General features: G+C 55.0%; 22 protein-coding genes. 10 read left to right on the top strand and 12 right to left on the bottom strand.

What is annotated here, in order from left to right:
• Positions 1-9: 9 nt before the first annotated feature.
• From AY555_RS04965 to AY555_RS04945, 5 genes are all read left to right on the top strand, one after another.
• Positions 10-255, top strand: a complete 246-nt coding sequence (locus AY555_RS04965) for an acyl carrier protein (RefSeq protein ID WP_066134194.1) — start codon at positions 10-12, stop codon at positions 253-255.
• Positions 242-1,000 (top strand): SDR family NAD(P)-dependent oxidoreductase, encoded by a 759-nt coding sequence (locus AY555_RS04960; protein ID WP_066134192.1) that lies wholly within the window; start codon positions 242-244, stop codon positions 998-1,000. The genes AY555_RS04965 and AY555_RS04960 overlap by 14 nt, the downstream gene beginning before the upstream one ends.
• A 30-nt stretch (positions 1,001-1,030) precedes the next feature.
• The gene (locus AY555_RS04955; protein ID WP_066134189.1) at positions 1,031-1,678 is read left to right on the top strand and encodes an acetyltransferase; all 648 of its coding nucleotides are present in this window, start codon (positions 1,031-1,033) and stop codon (positions 1,676-1,678) included.
• A gap of 242 nt (positions 1,679-1,920) precedes the next feature.
• A complete protein-coding gene (locus AY555_RS04950) occupies positions 1,921-2,136 on the top strand; it encodes a hypothetical protein (protein ID WP_066134187.1) in 216 nt (71 codons plus the stop codon).
• Positions 2,137-2,408: 272 nt separating this feature from the next.
• Positions 2,409-2,705, top strand: a complete 297-nt coding sequence (locus AY555_RS04945; protein ID WP_066134184.1) for a MarR family winged helix-turn-helix transcriptional regulator — start codon at positions 2,409-2,411, stop codon at positions 2,703-2,705.
• A 36-nt stretch (positions 2,706-2,741) separates the two neighbouring features.
• Here the strand turns inward: AY555_RS04945 and secA are convergent, their stop codons facing one another.
• The gene (gene secA / locus AY555_RS04940) at positions 2,742-5,447 is read right to left on the bottom strand and encodes a preprotein translocase subunit SecA (RefSeq protein WP_066134181.1); all 2,706 of its coding nucleotides are present in this window, start codon (positions 5,445-5,447) and stop codon (positions 2,742-2,744) included.
• Positions 5,448-5,676: 229 nt separating this feature from the next.
• On the opposite strand from secA, the gene AY555_RS04935 reads away from it, so the two are divergent.
• From AY555_RS04935 to rlmN, 4 genes are all read left to right on the top strand, one after another.
• A complete protein-coding gene (locus tag AY555_RS04935; protein ID WP_066134178.1) occupies positions 5,677-6,552 on the top strand; it encodes a peptidylprolyl isomerase in 876 nt (291 codons plus the stop codon).
• A gap of 536 nt (positions 6,553-7,088) precedes the next feature.
• Positions 7,089-7,520 carry an 8-oxo-dGTP diphosphatase MutT gene (gene mutT / locus AY555_RS12390; RefSeq protein ID WP_066136583.1) on the top strand — a complete coding sequence of 144 codons (432 nt, stop codon included), beginning with the start codon at positions 7,089-7,091 and terminating at the stop codon, positions 7,518-7,520.
• A gap of 142 nt (positions 7,521-7,662) precedes the next feature.
• Positions 7,663-8,208 carry an invasion associated locus B family protein gene (locus AY555_RS04925; RefSeq protein WP_066134175.1) on the top strand — a complete coding sequence of 182 codons (546 nt, stop codon included), beginning with the start codon at positions 7,663-7,665 and terminating at the stop codon, positions 8,206-8,208.
• A gap of 113 nt (positions 8,209-8,321) precedes the next feature.
• A complete protein-coding gene (rlmN, locus tag AY555_RS04920) occupies positions 8,322-9,488 on the top strand; it encodes a 23S rRNA (adenine(2503)-C(2))-methyltransferase RlmN (RefSeq protein WP_167798439.1) in 1,167 nt (388 codons plus the stop codon).
• Positions 9,489-9,540: 52 nt separating this feature from the next.
• On the opposite strand, the gene AY555_RS04915 is transcribed toward rlmN, so the two are convergent.
• Entirely contained in the window at positions 9,541-9,894 is a 354-nt protein-coding gene (locus AY555_RS04915; protein WP_066134172.1) for a hypothetical protein, read from the bottom strand.
• Between the two features lie 231 nt (positions 9,895-10,125).
• Between AY555_RS04915 and AY555_RS11760 the strand changes: the two genes are divergently transcribed.
• Positions 10,126-10,326 (top strand): hypothetical protein, encoded by a 201-nt coding sequence (locus AY555_RS11760; protein WP_156483298.1) that lies wholly within the window; start codon positions 10,126-10,128, stop codon positions 10,324-10,326.
• A 616-nt stretch (positions 10,327-10,942) separates the two neighbouring features.
• On the opposite strand, the gene ychF is transcribed toward AY555_RS11760, so the two are convergent.
• The 10 genes from ychF to rfaD form a co-directional block, all read right to left on the bottom strand.
• Positions 10,943-12,046 carry a redox-regulated ATPase YchF gene (gene ychF, locus AY555_RS04910; RefSeq protein WP_066134169.1) on the bottom strand — a complete coding sequence of 368 codons (1,104 nt, stop codon included), beginning with the start codon at positions 12,044-12,046 and terminating at the stop codon, positions 10,943-10,945.
• A complete protein-coding gene (pth, locus tag AY555_RS04905; protein WP_082811867.1) occupies positions 12,047-12,691 on the bottom strand; it encodes an aminoacyl-tRNA hydrolase in 645 nt (214 codons plus the stop codon).
• A gap of 48 nt (positions 12,692-12,739) precedes the next feature.
• Complete coding sequence (locus AY555_RS04900; RefSeq protein ID WP_066134166.1) at positions 12,740-13,351, bottom strand: 50S ribosomal protein L25/general stress protein Ctc; 612 nt, start codon at positions 13,349-13,351, stop codon at positions 12,740-12,742.
• A 131-nt stretch (positions 13,352-13,482) separates the two neighbouring features.
• The gene (locus AY555_RS04895; RefSeq protein WP_066134163.1) at positions 13,483-14,811 is read right to left on the bottom strand and encodes a sodium-dependent transporter; all 1,329 of its coding nucleotides are present in this window, start codon (positions 14,809-14,811) and stop codon (positions 13,483-13,485) included.
• A 250-nt stretch (positions 14,812-15,061) separates the two neighbouring features.
• Positions 15,062-15,994, bottom strand: coding sequence for a ribose-phosphate pyrophosphokinase (locus AY555_RS04890; RefSeq protein ID WP_066136577.1), 933 nt, complete (start codon positions 15,992-15,994; stop codon positions 15,062-15,064).
• A gap of 128 nt (positions 15,995-16,122) precedes the next feature.
• Complete coding sequence (locus tag AY555_RS04885; protein WP_066134160.1) at positions 16,123-17,016, bottom strand: hypothetical protein; 894 nt, start codon at positions 17,014-17,016, stop codon at positions 16,123-16,125.
• Positions 17,017-17,018: 2 nt separating this feature from the next.
• Positions 17,019-17,792, bottom strand: a complete 774-nt coding sequence (gene pgeF / locus AY555_RS04880) for a peptidoglycan editing factor PgeF (protein WP_066134157.1) — start codon at positions 17,790-17,792, stop codon at positions 17,019-17,021.
• A complete protein-coding gene (locus AY555_RS04875) occupies positions 17,792-18,865 on the bottom strand; it encodes a class I SAM-dependent methyltransferase (protein ID WP_245176962.1) in 1,074 nt (357 codons plus the stop codon). The genes pgeF and AY555_RS04875 overlap by 1 nt, the downstream gene beginning before the upstream one ends.
• Complete coding sequence (lgt, locus tag AY555_RS04870) at positions 18,862-19,683, bottom strand: prolipoprotein diacylglyceryl transferase (protein WP_066134151.1); 822 nt, start codon at positions 19,681-19,683, stop codon at positions 18,862-18,864. Before lgt ends, AY555_RS04875 begins: the two co-directional genes overlap by 4 nt.
• Positions 19,684-19,728: 45 nt before the next feature.
• Positions 19,729-20,715 (bottom strand): ADP-glyceromanno-heptose 6-epimerase, encoded by a 987-nt coding sequence (rfaD, locus tag AY555_RS04865; protein ID WP_066134149.1) that lies wholly within the window; start codon positions 20,713-20,715, stop codon positions 19,729-19,731.
• Positions 20,716-20,753 lie beyond the last annotated feature (38 nt).

Genomic DNA, 20,753 nt, shown 5'->3' with positions numbered 1-20,753 from the left:
CCCTGACATATGTCTGTCCGTCGTCGTTTAATTGATACATTCCTGCACAGCCTAGATTTGCCCGAAGGTGTCGATGTCGACTCACTGGCCTACCGCGCCGTGCCCACGTGGGATTCTGTCGGACACATGCAACTGGTCGCTGCCATAGAGAATACCTTTGAAGTCATGATGGAAACACAGGACATCATAGAACTGTCGAGCTTTGATAAAGCCATAGAGATTCTTGAGCGGCACGGTGTCGATGCATCACGCTGATCTGTCAGGCAAAGTTGCCCTTGTCACAGGGGGAAGCCGTGGTATTGGACAAACCATTGCAAAGTCATTGGCCCGATCCGGCATACAGGTCATTATTACAGGACGGCAATCCCGGGAAACCTTGGATGAAGCAGCCGCAGCAATCCACACAGAGACCGGGCATAACTGTCTTGCCCTGCTTTCAGATGCCGCTGATCCAGAGGCTGTATCCGACCTGTACAGAACAATTGATACCCGCTTCAGACGTCTGGACATTCTGATCAACAACGCGGGTATTCTGGACGATGCCAGACTGGGCATGATCAGTCCTGACAGGATGGACCATATGTTACGGACCAACCTAGGGTCTGCCCTCTTGAACCTGCAAACAGCCAGCCGTCTGATGCGCCGTGGAAAACGCGGGGGTGCTGTGGTTACAATCAGCTCGATTATCGGGCTGCGCGGAAATGCAGGACAGGTTGCCTATGCCTCGGCCAAGGCGGGGCTCATCGGTATGACGCTGTCTGCTGCCAAGGAACTGGGTCGTGACCACATACGGGTCAATGCCGTAGCGCCGGGCTTCATCGATACAGCCATGACAGAACACCTAGATGAAAAAACGCGACAGAAGCACATGGACAGCATTCCAATGGGGCGGCCAGGCACACCCGACGATGTCGCCAATGCCGTTTGCTTTCTGGTATCCGATGCCGCATCGTACATTACCGGTCAAACACTAGGCATCGACGGGGGCATGGTGATCTGACGCAATAACAGCAGAAGGGTGGGAAAAAGCATGCAGCGCCTGATCATTGTTGGTGCAGGCAACCTTGGTCGCGAAGTGGCTGTATATGCCAGCCAGTGCCCGGGCTTCCAGGTTCCCTTCCTTTTTCTGGATGACACGGGCGCAAAGCCCGATATCGCGGATCTTGCCCTGCCACCGCCCGAGCCCATAGACCGCTGGAAGCCCTTGCATGGTGACAAGGTCGTTGTTGCGCTGGGTGACCCAGACAATCGTCTTGCCCTTGTACAACGACTAAACGACCGGGGCGCCTTATTTGCACCACCGCTTATTCATCCGCTGGCATGGCTTGCACCTGGCATCCGACCGGGGCCAGGTTGCATCATTGCGCCATTTGTCAGCATAGGAACCGGGGCCAGCTTGGGGGCACATGTGCTCGCCAATACCCACGTGGCCATAGGTCATGATGCCAGAATTGGCGATGGATCAACCCTTGGCCCACACAGTGTACTCAATGGGTGGGTTGAAACGGGTCGCTGCGTCCTGATTGGATCCGGTGCCGTTGTAACAGCACGATGCCATATAGGAAATCAGGGGCGCGTTGCTGCGGGTTCCGTTGTCTATACACATGTCGGACCAGGATTGACCGCATCGGGAAACCCGGCGCGGGCCTTCCCCATGCCCGCAGAAGCTGGAAACTGACAGGACCGCCATTGTCGGATGCATGAAGGAAAGGACGTCGCTTACACCGCTATCCTGTCCAGATGAATGCTCAACAACAATCGGACAACATTTTGCCGTCATAAAAAAAGCTCGCCGCACCATGCGCCAATGCACTAGAATGCCACGCTGTGATAGAAACTGGTAACAGAAAGGTGTCGGCGTTTTTTATAGCCTGCATTTTTTGTTGTTGCGTGTGACGTGTGCAAGAATAGAGGACTTTTATGGCTCGCAAACCAATAGAACTCGGACAGCGCTTCAGGGGGGTTGAAAACCCGCGCTCGCTCTGGGAAGTAGAGTTCCTTTATACAGATGGCCACGGCGTTCCGCATGCCCGCTTGCGCAATCTGACAACCCGGGTGGATTCCAGAACATACAGCTGTGATGTCATTGCTGACCCGCGCCGGTTCCGCCAGGTTGAACTGGAAACAGCTGAGTAAAGTATCCCGCTGCCAACAAAAGCGTGCGCCGTATTGCAGGACTGGCGTGCGCTTTTTTGTGCCTGTAGACAAGCAACAAAGGACCGCACCAGCAGAACAAAAAACCATCAAAAGTGGCATTAATCTGGAATTATGCGCGAATAAAGTTTAAGCTCTAGTGACAGACAGTACTGATGGGGAAGTTCTGCATGTCCATACACCTGAATCACCTACCCGCAACGATAACAGCACGGAATAGTGACGCCGGACTCAGGTACCTTGAGCGCTGCCTCATGCTGTTCAAAACCATTGATCCGGATATCCCGCTCAACAGCGTGATTGTCTTCGTGCAGGCCTGCCTTGGTCATACCAAGGATGTCTGCTTCCGGGATCTCGCAAGGCAGCTGCGGACCTCAACGCCGACAATAGGACGACAGGTTGCAGTCTTGGCGGAAAGCGCTGGCGGACTGGGCCTAGTCAGAACCAAACCGGACCAGGATGACGCACGGCGGCGCATTATCTTACTCAGCCCCAAAGGTGAGACGATCAGGGAACAGCTTGTAGACAGGCACGGCCGCCTGCATGGCTGATGCCCTGACCCCGGGATCCATTCAATGCCGGAAATGCTATTTCAGGGAACCGTGGCAATGCTTATACTTACGCCCGGATCCACATGGGCATCCCTCGTTCCGTGAAACCCTCCCCCACGTCTCCGGGTTGGCCGGATCACGCATCGGGGGGTGACGCAGAGGCGCATCACCAGATCCGGCCATAGCATGCGCCATTTCATGCCGGGGATGAGATTCCGGACGACGTGGAGAACGGACACGGTCCTGAATGTCCTGCTCCGGATCAACCTGCAACTCGACCAAAGCCATGACTTGCGTCACACGTTCGCGGAGATGCACAAGCATCGCCTGGAACATTTCAAACGCTTCACTCTTGTATTCATTCAGCGGATCACGCTGAGCATAGGCCCGAAGTGTAATCCCCTGCCGTAAATGATCAAGCTGCAGAAGGTGATCCTTCCAGACCTGATCCAGAATCTGGAGAAGCAGCCCGCGTTCCATCATCAGCCAGATATCATCGCCATAGCGTTCACGCCGGGCCGCCATTTTTTCCTCGACAGCCCCCAGAATACGATCGTGGATTTCCTCTTCGGCAATCCCCTCCTCAGCAGCCCAGCCTTGCACCGGAAGATCAAGACCGAACAGCCTCAGGCATTCTTCATGCAGGGTAGGTACATCCCACTGGGACGCCATCGCCCTACGGGGGATACAGCGCTGCACAAGATCAGCAACCGTCTCGGCCCGCATCTGGGCCAGATCAGCCGATACGGTGTCACCCTGCATTAACTCCCGGCGCTGCTCGTAAATGACCTTACGCTGATCATTCATTACATCGTCGTATTTCAACAGATTCTTGCGAACCTCAAAGTTCCGCGCCTCGACTTTCTGCTGCGCTTTCTCCAGAGCCTTGTTGATCCACGGATGAACAATGGCCTCGTCCTCACGCAGACCAAGCTTGCGCAACATGCCATCCATGCGCTCCGACCCGAAAATCCGCATCAGGTCATCTTCCAGCGACAGGAAGAAACGCGATGCCCCTGGGTCACCCTGACGCCCTGAACGGCCACGCAACTGGTTGTCGATACGACGGCTCTCGTGACGTTCGGTACCGATCACAAACAGGCCACCTGCGGCAAGAGCCTTTTGCTTCTTATCTTCCACATCGGCACGAATGGCAGCGATACGGCGGGTTCGCTCGACCTCATCGGTTACTTTGGCCAGCTCGATTGCCACACGCATATCAAGGTTGCCACCCAGCTGGATATCCGTCCCACGACCGGCCATATTCGTCGCAATGGTTACGGCACCGGGCACACCAGCCTGCGCAATGATATGGGCTTCCTGCTCGTGATAACGGGCATTGAGCACCTGCGGCTTGATCTTCTTGTCCTTGCGCAGAAGATCAGCAAGGTACTCAGACTTCTCGATCGAGGTGGTACCAACCAAGCAAGGCTGACCCCGCTTGTGACACTCCCCAATCAGGTCGGCAATGGCCTTGTACTTGTCCTTGGCCATGCGATAGACCTCATCATCCTGGTCATCGCGGGAGAAGGGACGATTGGAGGGGATCTCGACCACTTCCAGATTATAGATTTCCATGAACTCGCCAGCTTCGGTCATGGCTGTTCCGGTCATACCGGCCAGCTTGGGGTACAGACGGAACAGGTTCTGGAACGTGATGGAGGCGAGTGTCTGGTTCTCGTTCTGGACAGCCACGCCTTCCTTGGCTTCAAGCGCCTGGTGCAACCCCTCGGAGTAGCGCCGCCCGTCCATCATCCGGCCGGTGAATTCGTCAATAATAACGACCCGGCCATCCTTGACGATATAATCCACATCGCGTGAGAACAGGGCATGCGCCCGCAGGGCCTGCTGGGCGTGGTGCACAAGGCTGACATTGTTCAGGTCATAAAGCCCCCCCTCACCGAGAAGCCCGGCCTGACGCATAATTTGCTCGACAAACTCGGTTCCTTCTTCGGTAAAGGTCACGGTACGGGCTTTTTCATCCTTTTCGTAATGCTCGGGACGAACATCGCGGATCAGGCGATCAACATCGGCATACAAGCTTGTCGATGTTTCCGACGGGCCAGAGATAATCAGCGGCGTACGGGCTTCATCGACAAGAATGGAATCCACCTCGTCAACAATGGCGTAATGAAAGGACCGCTGGACCATATCTTCCAAGCGGAACTTCATGTTGTCGCGCAAATAGTCAAAGCCGATTTCGTTGTTGGTCCCATAGGTGATGTCGCAGGCATAGGCAGCCTGGCGCTCGGCATCGGACATGGCATTAACAATCACTCCGGTCGTCAGCCCTAGGAACCGGTACAAACGCCCCATCCACTCCGCATCACGACTGGCAAGGTAGTCATTCACGGTCACAACGTGAACACCCTTCCCCGTCAGGGCATTGAGGTACGTCGGCAAGGTGGCCACTAGGGTCTTCCCCTCACCGGTTTTCATTTCAGCAATGCGGCCCTGATGCAGGACGATCCCGCCCATGATCTGGACGTCAAAGTGCCGCATGCCCATAACCCGGCGAGAGCCTTCGCGTACTGTGGCAAAGGCATCGACCAGAAGATCATCAAGGGACTCCCCCGCGGCCAGACGCTCTCTCAGCCACTGCGTACGTCCCCTCAGGGCCTCGTCAGACAAGGACTCTAGGGACGGCTCCAGCGCGTTGACAGCATCAACCGTGCCGCGCAGGGACTTTATCAAGCGATCATTGGCGGTCCCGAAAAGCCGCCGGGCAAGAGCACCGAACATTAAAAACCTCAAGACATCATGGGGCGTAACGACACAGGGACATATCGTACAAGGCCGCGACCACACATAGTGCCTGCCATCGGCAGTGTCAACGAAAGCGCGGATTTTATGCCGCCGCAAGCCTTGCCAGAAGGCGCTATCTGTGGTGTTGTACTGCCCGTTCCGGAGTTGCCTGTACACTCGGATTGTCTGGTCTGCTGTCTCCATTGGGGTTCAAAGAGGGTTTGTCATGTCTGTTTCCTTGATTCGCGGTACGATCTTGGCCGTGGTTGTTGCCTCTGCTGCCGCTGTGGCCGCCTATTTTGCCTATGGTGACATCAGCGCCAACGAACAGGCACCAGCCAATGATCCGGTTGTGGCCACCATTGATGGCGAGAAGATCCACAGATCCGATCTGGAAAGCCTGAAGGAACAAATCACAAAGCAGGTTCCACAGCTGGCATCCGTTGATCTGGACGCCGTCTACAAGGGGCTTCTGGACCGGGCTATTGACCAGAAACTGGTCGCACGCGAGGCTGGAAAGACCGGTCTTGCAGACAGTGCGGATATCAAGACTCGCCTGAAAGAAGTGGAAGGTGAGCTTGTCCGCCATGCCTGGATTGCGGAAGCCATCGAGAAAAAACTGACCGATGAGCGCATCAAGACCCGCTACGAAGAGCTGGTCAAGGACATCCCCAATGAGGAAGAAGTCCGTGCCCGTCACATTCTGGTCGATGACGAAGGCAAGGCCAAACAGCTGATCGCCAAGCTGCGCAAAGGTGCCAAATTCGAGGATCTGGCCAAGGCTGAAAGCCAGAACCCCGGCCCATCCGAAGATGGTGACCTTGGGTACTTCACCCGTGCCAATGTCGTGCCGGAATTTGCCGATGCCGCCTTTGCCATGGAAAAAGGCGACATCTCCAAGGCCCCCGTAAAGACCCAGTTCGGCTGGCACATTATCCAGGTTAGCGACAAGCGCCCGGTTCAAGCCCCAAAATTTGAAGATGTAGCCGATCAGATCCGTGAGGAGCTTACGACAAAAGTGGCGGCAGAGGTTCTGTCAGACCTGCGCAAAGAGGCTGCCATCGAAGTCTTCAATCCCGACGGCAGCAAACCAACCGACTGACAAGGCATTTTGATACAGGCCTTTGACATACCGGCGGCCCCGCCAAGGCAGCCGGTATTTTCCTTCGGAAAGCGTGCTCTTTCACGCCCTATCAAGGGAAATTTGGCTCAATGTCTGAAACCCACACCCCACCTGCCACAGCACATGCAAATCCGTGGTTCCACGACGTGGAGACAGCCGGCTGCCTTGCCCGCTTCCCACTCGTAACTCAGAATACGCTGATCTACCCCAGCCATGCCTACGCATCGCCAGATCAAGACCTTCTGCTGACCGTGGAAAGCAAACCCGGAAAAGAACAGCTTGGACACGTTCGATTACGCTGCATAACAGGTAACCGCTGCACAATGTGGGTGGAGAACACAGCACCCCTGCTGTGTGGACAGCAAGCAACCATCGTCCTGCGGACCATCATTGATTTCGTATTCGACAGTCAGCCTGTTGCACAGATTCTGCTGAACGATCACCCTTTCAGAGCCGATGGCGCGCAGACGATACTTGGCGCCCTTGGCTTCATACAGACACCCCAAGGCCTGATCCTGGAACGCAGCTCATTCCGCAGCCATACAACACGACGCACGATTCTGGTCAGCGCAGCAGCCCTGATTGATCCGGACAACCGGATTCTCCTCCAGAAAAGACCGGTGGGTAAGCCCATGGCAGGCCTATGGGAATTTCCGGGGGGCAAAGTCGACCCCGGGGAAACACCCGAGCAAGCCCTAGTGCGGGAACTGCATGAAGAACTTGGTATTGATATTCGCGCTGGCTGCTTGGCTCCGCTGACCTTTGCCAGCCATCACTATGATGATTTCCACCTGCTGATGCCCCTTTATATTTGTCGGCAATGGGAAGGAACGCCGCGCAGCCGCGAGGGACAGGAGCTGGCATGGGCTTCTCGACAAGCCCTTCGCTCCTATCCCATGCCCGAGGCCGACCTTCCCCTGATCCCGATCCTCGACATGTGGCTGTAGAACAGAGGCAAGCAATAACAGGTCAAAACAAGCCGAAAGCACATGATGCCGCCCCGCACAGGGTTTTTAACACGCCTTGATTGTGCTAGAATGCCAAGAGTTTGGTTGCTATCACCGCAGCCCCGACGTCGGAGGCGTACCCATGTTTCTGCGCTTGGCCCTGTCCTGCTCTCTTCTTTTTCCGGTACTGACGCTTCTGCGCCTGCTGGCCCAGCCAGTCCAAGCCGCCGAAACGGGAGAGCTCCAGCGTTTGGGGACTTATGGAGAATGGACAGCCTACACAGCAACGGAGAAAGGGAAAAAGCTGTGCTACATGGCAAGCCAACCCCTGAAAGCAGAAGGTGACTATATCAACCGCGGTGACATCTTTGCCCTGATCACGCATCGACCAGCCCAGAATGCGCTTGATGTTTTCCAGATTGTAGCCGGTTACACGTACAAGGATGGCAGCTCGGTTGAACTGAAAATCGGCAAGAAAACATTTTCGCTGTTTACAAGTGGGGGGCGGGCATGGGCCCACGACTCCAAGACTGACACAACCATCAGCACCCAGATCCGCAAAGGCAACGAAATGGTGATTCGGGGAACATCTTCCCGGGGCACGCTTACCACAGATACATATAGCCTGAGCGGCGCTACCCAGGCATGGGAAGCCATCAGCGATGCCTGTGGGGTCAAGAACGGCTGAAGAGCGGGGTTTCCCGCTGTTAAATGCCACCTTGGCACCCAATAAGAGAATGGAAACCTCTTTATAGAATGCCCCGACAGCGCTATACAGCGGGCATGACAGACACATCCTTCATGAAAACCCCGCAGGTAGAGATCCCCGTTTCTGCCGCCGGCAACATTCCCAACAACCCCGACCATCAGGGACGCGAGGACCTGATAGGGCTTTCGCGTGAGCAACTGGCTGAGCGTTTTGCTCTTCTTGGCGAGAAGCCGTTCCGGGTCAACCAAGTCTGGAGCTGGCTTTACAATCGCGGGATCCGGGACATTGACGGGATGACCAACATCTCGCGCGAAACCCGGACAAAAATGCAGGATGTCTTCCATATCTCGCGCCCCAGCATCACAAGCCAACAGGATTCCGAAGATGGAACCCGCAAGTGGCTTCTGAAGTTCGGGGACAGGAATGAAGCAGAAACAGTCTACATTCCGGATCGGGACCGGGGGTCGGTATGCATCTCCACCCAGGTCGGGTGCACGCTGACATGCCGCTTCTGTCATACCGGCACACAAAAACTGGTACGGAACTTAGGTGCCGCCGAGATTGTCGGCCAGTTCCTGACCGCCCGGGATTCCTACGGTGAATGGCCGACACCCAACGAAACCGGGCGTCTTTTGTCGAACGTGGTTGTCATGGGAATGGGAGAGCCGCTCTTCAACTATGACAACACGGTCACAGCCCTGAAGATTCTGACAGACCCAGATGGCATTGCCTTGTCCAAGCGCCGGGTTACTCTGTCAACATCCGGTGTTGTGCCGCGGATGTATGATCTTGGCCGGGATGTCGGGGTCAACCTAGCGGTTTCGCTTCATGCCGCCCGCGATGATATTCGCGACCAGATCATGCCAATCAACAAGAAATGGCCCCTGAAAGATCTGATCAAGGCCTGCCGGGAATATCCAGCTGTATCGAATGCCCGCCGTATTACGTTTGAGTACGTCATGCTCAAGGGGATCAACGATTCCGATGCCGATGCACGCGAGCTGGCACGTCTGGTCCGTGGCATTCCCTGCAAGTTCAACCTGATTCCCTTCAACAAGTGGCCCGGCAGTGATCTGGAATGCTCGTCGTGGGACCGAATCGAGCGGTTTGCCGATATTCTGTGCGACCTTGGCTACTCGGCCCCCGTCCGTCGCCCGCGTGGACGGGATATTCTGGCTGCTTGCGGACAGTTGAAAAGCGAAAGTCAGAGAGAACGTTTAAAACGCCATCAAACGACCGAAGCACCCCCTGCGGCCTGATAACAACAAGTAGCCTTTACGGCAATAACGGGATAACACGCCCTCTTTCCGGTCAGGCTTTGAAGAACCTCAGGATTCGTTTGTTCTGAGAGAGTAAGCGCGGCATGACGGCGCCAACTAGGCTAAGAAGCGTCGGGGCAAGCTGAAATTCAACCTGAAGCGTCGTTTCTCCACGCACAGGGCATGACCATTGCACAGTCAGGCTGGACAGGCCAAGCGTGCATAAATGGATCTGCCCGGCTTCAACTGGCGGCATTCCATCACATTCCATCGATAATATAGAGGGTTCAGCATCACCCGCACTCCTGCGGAAGCTCAGATAGCGATCCTTGGAAAGAAAAGTACAGGCCAAACCACGGTCATCATCGTGCCACTCAATATCTGTGGCAACAAAGGCAAGTTCCATCTTGCACGGTTCTCCGGAGAATAAAGAAAGGGGCTCCTTCGCCCCACCTCAGATAATGTGTAAACGTACAATATCAGCGAGACTTGAAAAGAAAAGAAGAAACGCTCACATTCACGTGATCTCCTTTTATTTCGCAGCAGCCGTATTTACGCATCAATACATTCCTTCACCTTGAGATGCATGAAGGCATACAATACAATCACGATGCCATTTCCAAATGGGGGAAAAACCATGGATGCACTGTCAACGGCCAGCACCTTGGAAACCATGGGGCGCCTTGTAACACGCCGGAATATGATGACATCATTTGTCCGTCAGCAAGGAAGTGTTGATAAATTACTGGTCGAGACCTTGGACAAAGCAAGCCAGAGAAGCGCTATACTCTCTGCACCTGGCCCCGGTCGCGGACTGAACGTGGACATCTCGGTCTGAGACAGCAACTCTTTCACAGCCAAGACGACTTCAAGAAACAAGAAAGGCACGACCTGACCGACAAGGAGAGGCCGTGCCTTTCTGGGCTGGAAAATCGTTTAGAAATTAAACGTTAAACCGCAATTAATCGCCGCAAGTCATGAAAATACGCAGTATGTGATTTCTCATATTCATTTCGTACCCGCTTTCATACCCGGCTTTGATTTTTCGTATGGCTTGCCGCCATCTCGCCAGCGCCAACTCTCGACACCCTGTGACCATCTAGGATCAAGACCAAATAGCCAGTCCTTTAAAGCTGCTGAACGTGTGATGAGAAGGTGAGAAAGACTCGGGTGTATCACATGACTTTGTTGCACAAATCAGGTACCCAAGCTGCCGGGTTAGCATTCTAGAACGGAACTACTCCGAAGGGTGCCTGCTGTCTTATGCTAAAGTTTCGCAGCCCCACATTCGCACTTAGATTCCGTTTCGGAAAGAGGCGGTCATTCCATTGATAGAGCCTTCCTAGACTCACAACGGATCAGTGCGGATCAATAAGGAACAAGAAACCCCGCATGTACTGAGCTATACGGGGTTTTGCTTGTCCGGTGAAATCCACCGGAATCCAATCTTTTGTTTAAACGTTAAACAGGAAGTGAAAGACATCACCATCCTGAACAACGTATTCCTTGCCTTCCAAACGCAGACGCCCGGCCTCGCGCGCGCCAGACTCTCCCTTGCAGGCGATGTAATCCGCACAAGATATCGTCTCGGCACGGATAAAGCCGCGCTCAAAGTCCGAGTGAATAACGCCGGCTGCCTCGGGGGCCTTGGCACCACAGCGAACTGTCCAGGCGCGCGCTTCCTTGGGACCAACTGTGAAAAAGGTCAATAAACCAAGCAAAGCATGCCCGGCCCGGATAATCTGGGATAATCCGGTCTCCTGAAGGCCGAGATCTTCAAGGAAAGCGGCCTTCTCATCCTCATCGGGCAACTGGGCAACCTCGGACTCAATCGCCGCAGAAATTACCACCATTGCCGCGCCTTCCGCCTCGGCTTTCCCGGCAACTTTGGCCGAAAACGCATTGCCTGTTGCGGCTGCGCTCTCCTCAACGTTACAGACGTACAGGACAGGCTTGGCTGTCAGCAGCTGGAGCAAACGAAAAATTTTGCCTTCATCCGCTGAAGCGGGAACAAAGAGACGTGCAGGCTTTCCGGCACGCAACAGCTCAAGGACAGGCTCCATGACAGCCAGCTGGTCCTTGGCATCCTTTTCGCCTGAGCGCGCTTTCTTCACGATCGGAACAATGCGTTTTTCCAGACTTTCCAGATCCGAGAGCATCAGCTCGGTCTCGATCGTCTCTGCATCACGAAGCGGGTCCACACTGCCTTCGACGTGCGTGATATTGTCATCTTCAAAACAGCGCAACACATGAACAATCGCGTCTGTCTCACGGATATTGGCCAGAAACTGGTTCCCGAGCCCCTCACCTCTGGAGGCTCCCCGCACCAGACCCGCAATATCAACAAACTCCAGACGGGTCGGAATTGTCTCTTTGCTACCGGCAATCCCGGCCAGAATATCAAGGCGTTCATCCGGAACAGACACACGCCCTGTATTGGGCTCAATGGTACAAAACGGGAAATTCGCCGCTTGGGCTGCTGCCGTTGATGTCAGCGCATTGAAAAGAGTGGACTTTCCCACATTGGGAAGTCCGACTATACCACAATTGAAGCCCATTCAGGCGCTCCCTTTATCTGTATCTTGCGTTGCCTCGCCGCCCGATACCGCAGCAGGCTTTTCTTTCTTCGGACGAGGCGGTTGGGTCGCTGTTGTAACCCGGTTCATGAACCCCGCATGGTCCCCGTCAAGGATCAAATGAAAGTGCAGGGACACCGCATCAAGGAAAGGATCCAGCCATACAGAATCCGCCTTGGCAAAATCACCAAGAACCCACTTGTTGACCAAAGCCTTGTCGTGCGGCCGACCAATCCCGAGACGAACGCGCCAGTATGCAGGCCCAAGATGCGCATCAATATCACGCAACCCGTTATGCCCCGCATGCCCCCCGCCCTGCTTGATACGCAAGCGCCCGGGAGACAGCTCCAGCTCGTCATGCAGCACAAGAATATTGGACAGGGGAATCTTGTAAAATCGGGCAACCTCTCCAACACACTGGCCAGACCGGTTCATGAAGGTCATGGGCTTAAGCATCATCACACGCTGCCCAGCAACACTGCCATCGGCCAACTCGCCATGGTGCTTGCTGCGCCAAGATGAAGAGGAATGGCGGCGAAACAAAGCGTCCGCCGCCATAAAGCCGACATTGTGGCGGTTTCCAGCATACTCCGCACCCGGATTACCCAGACCAACCACAAGCCACATTGCTTTTCTTCCTCTACCGGCACCCCGGAAGAATCCGGGAAATACCTTTTATTCCCCGCTGGCAGCCTCTGCAGCAACATCAGACTTCAAGCCTGAAGGTGCTGTAATGGAAGCAATGGTAAAGTCACGCTCTGTCACAGAGGGACGAACCCCTGCCGGCATCGCAATGTCAGAAATATGCACGCTGGCATTCAGCGCCACATCTGACAGATCAACGCGGAACGATTCGGGCAGGTCATCTGCCTTCGCAATAACAGGAATGCTGTGACGCACAATATTCAGCACACCGCCCTGCTTCAGACCCGGACACTTGTCATGGTTCACAAACTCGACAGTTACATCAGCATGAACCGGGGTATCGCGATTGATACGCAGAAAGTCAATATGCTGCGGCGCATCAGTCACAACGTGAAATTGTACATCATGGGCCAGAACACGGTGCTTTGTGCCATCCGGCATTTCCAGATCGTACTGGCGGCTGTAAAAACCGGACTTATGAAGGGCAGAAACAAGCTGACGCGGATCCATCTGTACCAGAACCGGAGTCTGCCTGTCGCCGTAGATGACGCCGGGGACGAGTCCCTGACGACGGACGGCGCGGGCTGCCCCCTTACCTGCCTTTTCGCGCGCTTCAACCTTGAAGGTAACAACATCAACCATGGTTGGATCTCCACAATAACATACCGCGGCCAGCCTCCAGGGGTGCTGGCACGGGCCCGTCGCAAAGACGAGAATGGGGCGTCATACACCAGTCGGGCCGGTATTGCAACCGGCCCGATCCAGGCTTTCCATCAGTGCAGGAAACCATAAACCATGATCATGGCAATGGATGCAGGCGCAACAACCTTGAGCACCCAACCCCAGATAGTTGATAGCGGAAAGGCCAACGTACCGTCATTCGACACTTCTGTCTGCATCCGGGGCCATACAATCCAGCCCGCAAAGATACAAACAGCCATACCGCCAGCCGGAATCATGAGCTTGGTTGTCAAATAATCCAGAAGATCCATAAAGCCCATGCCAAACAGCGTCATATCCGACATAACACCAAAAGACAGGGAACTGGGAATGCCGATCAGGAACGCAACCCCACCCAGTACAAGGACCGCAGTCTTGCGCGAAAGCTGCAGCTCATCCATCAAGTAAGCAACTGGAACCTCCAACAAGGAGACCGAGGACGTCAGGGCAGCAAACAAAAGCAAGACAAAAAAAGCTGTTCCAAACAGAACACCGCCCGTTATTTGCTGAAAGATACCAGGCAAGGTAATAAAAGTCAGCCCAGGACCAGCCCCCGGCTCAATACCGAAAGCAAACACGGCGGGCATAATAATAAGACCAGCAAAAATCCCGACGCCCGTATCCAGAACAATGATCCACAGCGTTGAACGCTGTATATTCTGGGAACGATCCAGATAAGAGCCATACGTAATCAGGATACCAAGCCCGATCGACAACGAAAAGAAGGCCTGGGACAAGGCTGCAACCAGTGTATCACCACTGAACTTGGAGAAATCGGGCCTGAGGTAAAAATCAACGCCGGCAGCAGCTCCGTCCAGAGTTACAGCACGAACAGCAAGGAATACCAAAATAAGGAACAGGGCTGGCATCAGAAACTTGTTACAACGCTCGATACCCGAGCCAATACCACGAAGGACAACCAGCACCGTCATCAGCATGAATAAGGCATGATAAATCAATGGCTCAACTGAGTTACTGACAAAACCGTTGAACGTACCTGTCAGATCAAGCCCCGTCTCCATCAGGGAGCCATCAACCATCTTGACAACGTAAGCTAGGGTCCAGCCACCGATAACACTGTAGAAGGTCAGCACAAGAAAGCCGGAAAGAACGCCGAGATAGCCTGCCAGTGACCACGCGCCCCCTCTCAGGTTTGCAAATGTACCCACAGGATCTTTCTGCGCCGCACGTCCCAAGGCAAGCTCTGCCAGAATAAGCGCCGCGCCAATCGTCAAAGCTAGGACAAGGTAGGTAATGACAAATACAGCACCACCATTTTGCCCCACAAGATAAGGAAACTTCCAGACATTACCCAAACCAACTGCCGATCCAGCGGCAGCCAGTATAAAACCAAGCTTTGAGCCCCAATGCTCGCGCGTCATTATAGAATCCTTTATTTTCTGTAACCGCCCAACACCCCTTAGAGAAGTCGGATCCGGCTGCGCACCCGGATAACCGGTTTGTTTCTTTTTATAACCCCTTGCAAAATTGCCGGGACAACAGGGTATGCACAACAATGCAACCCGATGAAAATAGTTTTCGATTAATTGTTTTCGGTCAATCTTTTTTCTTCATAAAAAAAGCGGCCCTTCTACCAGAATGAGCCGCAACACAAACATTATGAGGCAGGAATCAGTCAAACAAGCTGGACACAGACCGTTCGTCAGAAATACGGGCTATCGCTTCGGCCAAAAGAGAACTGATCGAAATGGGACGGATATTGGATGCCATACGAACCGATTCCGTAGCTTGGATCGAATCCGTTACAACCATCTCCTTCAGGGGCGATGCGGCAACCCTTGCAACAGCACCACCGGACAGAACGCCATGGGTGACATATGCCGAGACGGCCGTTGCACCAGCCTCTGTAAGAGCAACGGCGGCATTGCACAGCGTTCCGGCTGAATCAACAATATCATCAACCATAATGCAGGTACGGCCACGAACATCGCCAATGATGTTCATGACCTCGGAAACACCGGCCCGTTCCCGCCTTTTATCGATAATAGCGAGATCAGCATCAATACGCTTGGCCAGAAGGCGCGCACGGACAACCCCACCAACATCCGGGGACACAACCATCAAACGCTCGCCATCGTATTGCTGACGAATATCATTGGCAAAAACAGGGGCTGCAAACAGATTGTCCACCGGAATATCGAAGAAGCCCTGAATCTGACCGGAATGCAGATCAAGGGTCACAACCCGGTTGGCACCGGCCTGGGTAATCAGGTTGGCAACCAGCTTGGCTGTTATCGGCGTACGAGGGCCTGTCTTGCGGTCTTGACGCGCATACCCGAAATAGGGAATGACCGCAGTGATGCGGCGCGCCGAACCCCGGCGCAGAGCATCAAGGGTGACAAGCAATTCCATCAGGTTGTCGTTGGCGGGATAGGAGGTCGGCTGAATAACAAACACGTCCTCCCCACGCACGTTCTCATGGACCTCAACAAAGATTTCCATATCCGCAAAGCGGCGGATACTGGCATTGGTCACATCAAGACGCAGACAAGCCGCGATCGACTCAGCCAGCGGGCGGTTGGCGTTGCAACCCAGAACTTTCATGAAAGCAGTCTCCCGCTGCAGGGCAACAGACACAGTGTCAACATACGTCCCCGCACAGCGGCTATCCCGAGCGTCCGGTCCAGGGGCGGGCGGACCATAACAACCCTGACACCTCCTGTAAACAGGGATCAGGGACCATGGCTCCCCGTTTTTTGATCACTGCGTCGTACCACCTCGACAGACGCTTTCCGTGAACCCAGCACATCAAGAACACCGGCACTGCCACCTTGGGCAATAAGGACCGCCAAGGCTGGAAAGCGTGTCTTCAATGCCGCATCCGGCACAACGTTCTCCTGCGTCACGGTACCGGGACTTTGTCCCGAAGAATCCTCCACATGCCACACCAGCCGCACCAAGGATTTCCCATTGCCTTTGTCAGATACAGGGCGATGCGACAGGGTTCCTGTTACCGTCAACAGGTCAGAATCAGGCGAAACAACATCACTTGGTTGCTGAACCGGAATACCATCCTGACGCAAGGCAACCTCCATGGCACGCTGTAGCAGACGCCCTTGCGTATCCGGCAACCCGCGGATAACAACGCGTAGCACAACGCTTCCTAGTCCACCCGAAGGACCATTGCCATAAGCAGACGGGTTACCAGCCTCCCGCTCCAGAAGCGGAACCACAGCAGCGACCACGCGTGTGCAATCCTGGTCGGGATTCTGGGTAACCTGTTTGATATCCGCCCCATCCGACCCCGACAGGGACCAGCTTATAGCGCCAACGCCACGTTCCTCTGCCTGACCACGAAACGTATAGCCAATGCCGTGAGGGGCAAAGAAAGCCGGAATCCCGGCAACCCTGAGAGCCTGCACCATATCTTCGGCCACTTGTCGGCCCTGCAGATCAGGAAGGCCCTCTACGGGAGGAACCGCAACACCGAAAGCCTCGGGCAACATGGCAAGGGGAGCAGGCGCACCGCCGGACACATGAGAGAAAGGACGCGGCACATCACCACAAGCCGACAGGATCATTCCTGCAAGCATCAAGACTGATACAAGGAAAGCCCTCCCCCTCATGGCTACTCCCGTGGTTCAAGCATAATAACAGAAATCTGGCGCCCTACCGGCCCCTCTTCCCTCAAGGTCGCCCTTCGGTGGCTGAAAAAACGGTTCTCCTCGCGGAATGTGTCACATGGCGTTGGCATAATGGTACCAATATCTAGGCGAGCCAACTGCCTGGCCACATACCCCGGAAGATCAAACAGGAAATGACCCGCCCGGCGTGATGGAGCCAAGAAACGGTCATCATCAGGATCCCGGGATAGGATATGCTCAGGAAAATCAGCTCCAACCTCGTAGGAACGCTGGGCTATACAGGGGCCAATGGCCGCAACGATCCGACCCGGTTTTGCCCCCAGCGCAACCATCTTGTGGACTGTGCTGTCAAGAATACCGCCAACGGCACCGCGCCAACCTGCATGGGCCGCAGCCACAACACCAGCCACCCCGTCCGCCAAAAGAACAGGCGCACAGTCAGCGGTCAGAACAGCCACCGCCAAACCCGGCGATGCTGTAACCAAGGCATCCGCCACAGGAATCGCGCCATCCAGAAACGGGGCATCAATAACCACGGCATGAGCCGTATGGTTCTGGCTGGCAAGGACAAGACGGTCCGGAGAAAGGTCAAAAGCACTGGCAACACGGGCGCGATTGGCCAGAACCCGCACAGGATCATCACCAACAGATAAACTGACATTCAGGGAGGCAAAAGACCCCTCCGAAACACCGTCATGGCGCGTGAAAAATCCGTGGCGAACCTTGCTCAGGCTGTTAAGGGCAGAGACAGTAATCATCAACAGAACTCAAACCCGGGAGGAACAGAAAGATCGGGGCTGTGAACACACAGAACCTTGAACAGGGAGCCCATCTCCGATGGATGTATCAAACGCCGCAATCCTGATGAAAGGTTCATTGCACGCACTGAATCGCCACCAGCCGCACGCGTCAGGACACGCCCCCTTTGCTCCGCCCCCAGCGATGACAGGAAACGGCCCTGGCCAACCGGCCCACACACGCCGGCACCGGCAGCTCGCGCAACCTGGGTCAGTCGCTCAAAATCAACATGGGACGTCAGATCAGCATTCCCCGGATCCTCCAGAGGCGGAACAAACGCGTGGTTCCGGACCGCTTGCAGGGTATCACCGGGCGCACTGTGTGCATAACCATAATCCACCAGCAGCATAGCCCCTGCCCCGCGCAGGAAACGACCGGACAAGGCATCAACAATGGCGCAGGCCGCCGGGCAAATCTCTGCCACCATGCCGATATCAGGCTCATCAAACCAGACATCCACGGGTTCACCGGCCGTTGTCAGAACAAAATTGCCCGCATCATCCACCGTCACATGACGGCGCAGCCATCCGGACCGGGTATATTCAAACTGCTCGATCGGCAGGGCGTCAAAAAATTCATTGGCCAGAACCAGCAACGGACCATCAGGAAGATCAGAAACCCCATCATGCCAAGATACCGGTGTATCCGGACTCACAGCCTCCAGAGACTGGTGCTGGAGCTGCCTGAGCACCGGACTACGCTCAACCAGATGGACGGACATAGACTCCAAGAAACCCGGCACACACCGGACAACCCGCAGGACATCGGCCATTAGAACGCCACGCCCCGGCCCAAGTTCGACCAAGGAGAACGGCGAAGGAGATCCCATAGACTGCCACACCACAGCAGCCCACAATCCGACAATTTCGCCAAAAACCTGGCAGATCTCAGGAGCTGTCGTAAAATCGCCATCCTGTCCGAAGGCACGACCCTTGGCGTAATAGGCATCCGCAGCCTGCTGCATGAAAGACACAAGGGGGACCGGTCCCGTCGCAGCAATTTCAGCACGCAAACGGTCACCTGCAGAACTCACGCCGGACGTTTCCATGCCCATGACATCAACCAGATTCCAAACACGACCATAGGCAGGGACAGGATCTGCCCCATTGATATCCCCCCCCAGAATACACCAAGAAAGGCATCCGGCTCGCGAAAGAATTCGACAAAAAACCGGGCACATCCGTAACCGGCCATGCCAACACCCGTCAGCACACCAAAGCGAAGACGAACCGCCGGGAAACGGAAAAAGAGCACAAGCATGACGACCAGCAGCGCCAGCCCTTCTAGGCCAGCCTCGTACAGCTGGCTGGGATGACGCGGGTCAGGACCAGCGCCGGGAAAGACCATGGCCCACGGCACGACGGATGGATCGGCAACGCGGCCCCACAGCTCACCGTTGATGAAGTTGGCCAAGCGCCCGAGCATAAGCCCAAGAGGTGCAACCATGGCTGCAAGATCAAGCAAAAAGAGCAACGGTATACCCCGGAACCGGCAAAACAGGATGGTTGCAACCAGAACGCCCAAAAAACCGCCGTGAAACGACATGCCGCCATGCCAAAGCGCAGCGACTTCCAGCGGATTATCAAGATAATAATCCGGCTTGTAGAACAGCACGTAACCCAGGCGCCCCCCCAGCACCACACCCAATGTAACCCAGACTAGGTAGTCATCGATCTCGGGATCGCTGAGAAGAATCATCCCGCTGCCCGCTATGCGACCTGCCAGATATTTCATCAACTGCCAACCACCGAGCAAGCCGGTCATATAGGCCAACGCATACCAACGGATTGCCAAGGGACCAATCTGCAGGGCCACCGGATCAACAGCCGGAAACATCAAGGGTTCACTCATTCACACATACCCGGCAACGTATCAGGGGAAAGCAGCTCTATCCTATCAGCGATAGGGATCCGACTGGGATAGAAAGTCTTTGACGTACCGCGTCACCCCTTCCTCAACCCCGGTAAAGGGCTTGGTGTAACCTGCAGCCCGCAGCCGATCCATTTTCGCCTCTGTAAAGTACTGGTACTTGTCACGGATTGGAACCGGCGTATCAATATAACGTATGTTCGGTTCCAGCCCCAAGGCACGGTAGGCAGCAGCAGCCAAATCAAAGAAAGAGCGGGCCTTGCCTGTCCCCAGATTATACAGTCCGGAAATCTGGGGATTATCCAGAAGCCACATGATCACGTCCACGACATCGCCAACCCAGACGAAATCCCTGAGCTGGCCACCATCCTTGTAAGCCGGATTATGGGAGCGAAACAGGTTGAAATGGGTGTTCTGCGCTGCGTGGGGATATACTTGGGACACAACGCTGGACTGCTGCCCCTTATGATATTCATTGGGCCCATACACATTGAAAAACTTCAGCCCGACCCATTGCGGCGGCATCTTCTTCTTCTGGGCAAGGCGACGAGCTACCCGGCGGTCAAAAAGATGCTTGGACCAACCATAGGCATTCAGGGGACGCATTTTTGCCAAGTGCGCAATGCTGGCATCATCGTCAAAGCCATTGCTGCCATCCCCGTATGTTGCGCCGGATGACGCATAAATCAGGCGGATTCCATGCATCGCACACCACCGCAGCAAGGCGATGGAATAATCAAAATTGTTGGTCAGGATCTTGTCGACATCTTTTTCGGTCGTCGACGATACAGCCCCCATATGCAGGATGGCCTTTATTTTCGTGCGGTGTTGCTCAAGAAAATCGAAGATACGCACTGGCTCGACAATATCAGCCAGTTCCCGGTGAGCGATGTTCCGCCACTTGTTGCCGTCGCGCAACCTGTCAACGACAACCAGATCTTCACAACCCCGGTCTTCAAGGGCTGCCAGGACGTTGGATCCGATAAAACCGGCACCACCTGTCACTACGTACATTGCTCTGTCTCCTCCCGTCGGAGCCTTCGTGAACACCC

The sequence above is a fragment of the Haematospirillum jordaniae genome, from assembly GCF_001611975.1.
GTDB classification, from domain to species: Bacteria; Pseudomonadota; Alphaproteobacteria; order Rhodospirillales; family Rhodospirillaceae; genus Haematospirillum; species Haematospirillum jordaniae.
This window is presented reverse-complemented; position numbering and strand designations above follow the sequence as displayed.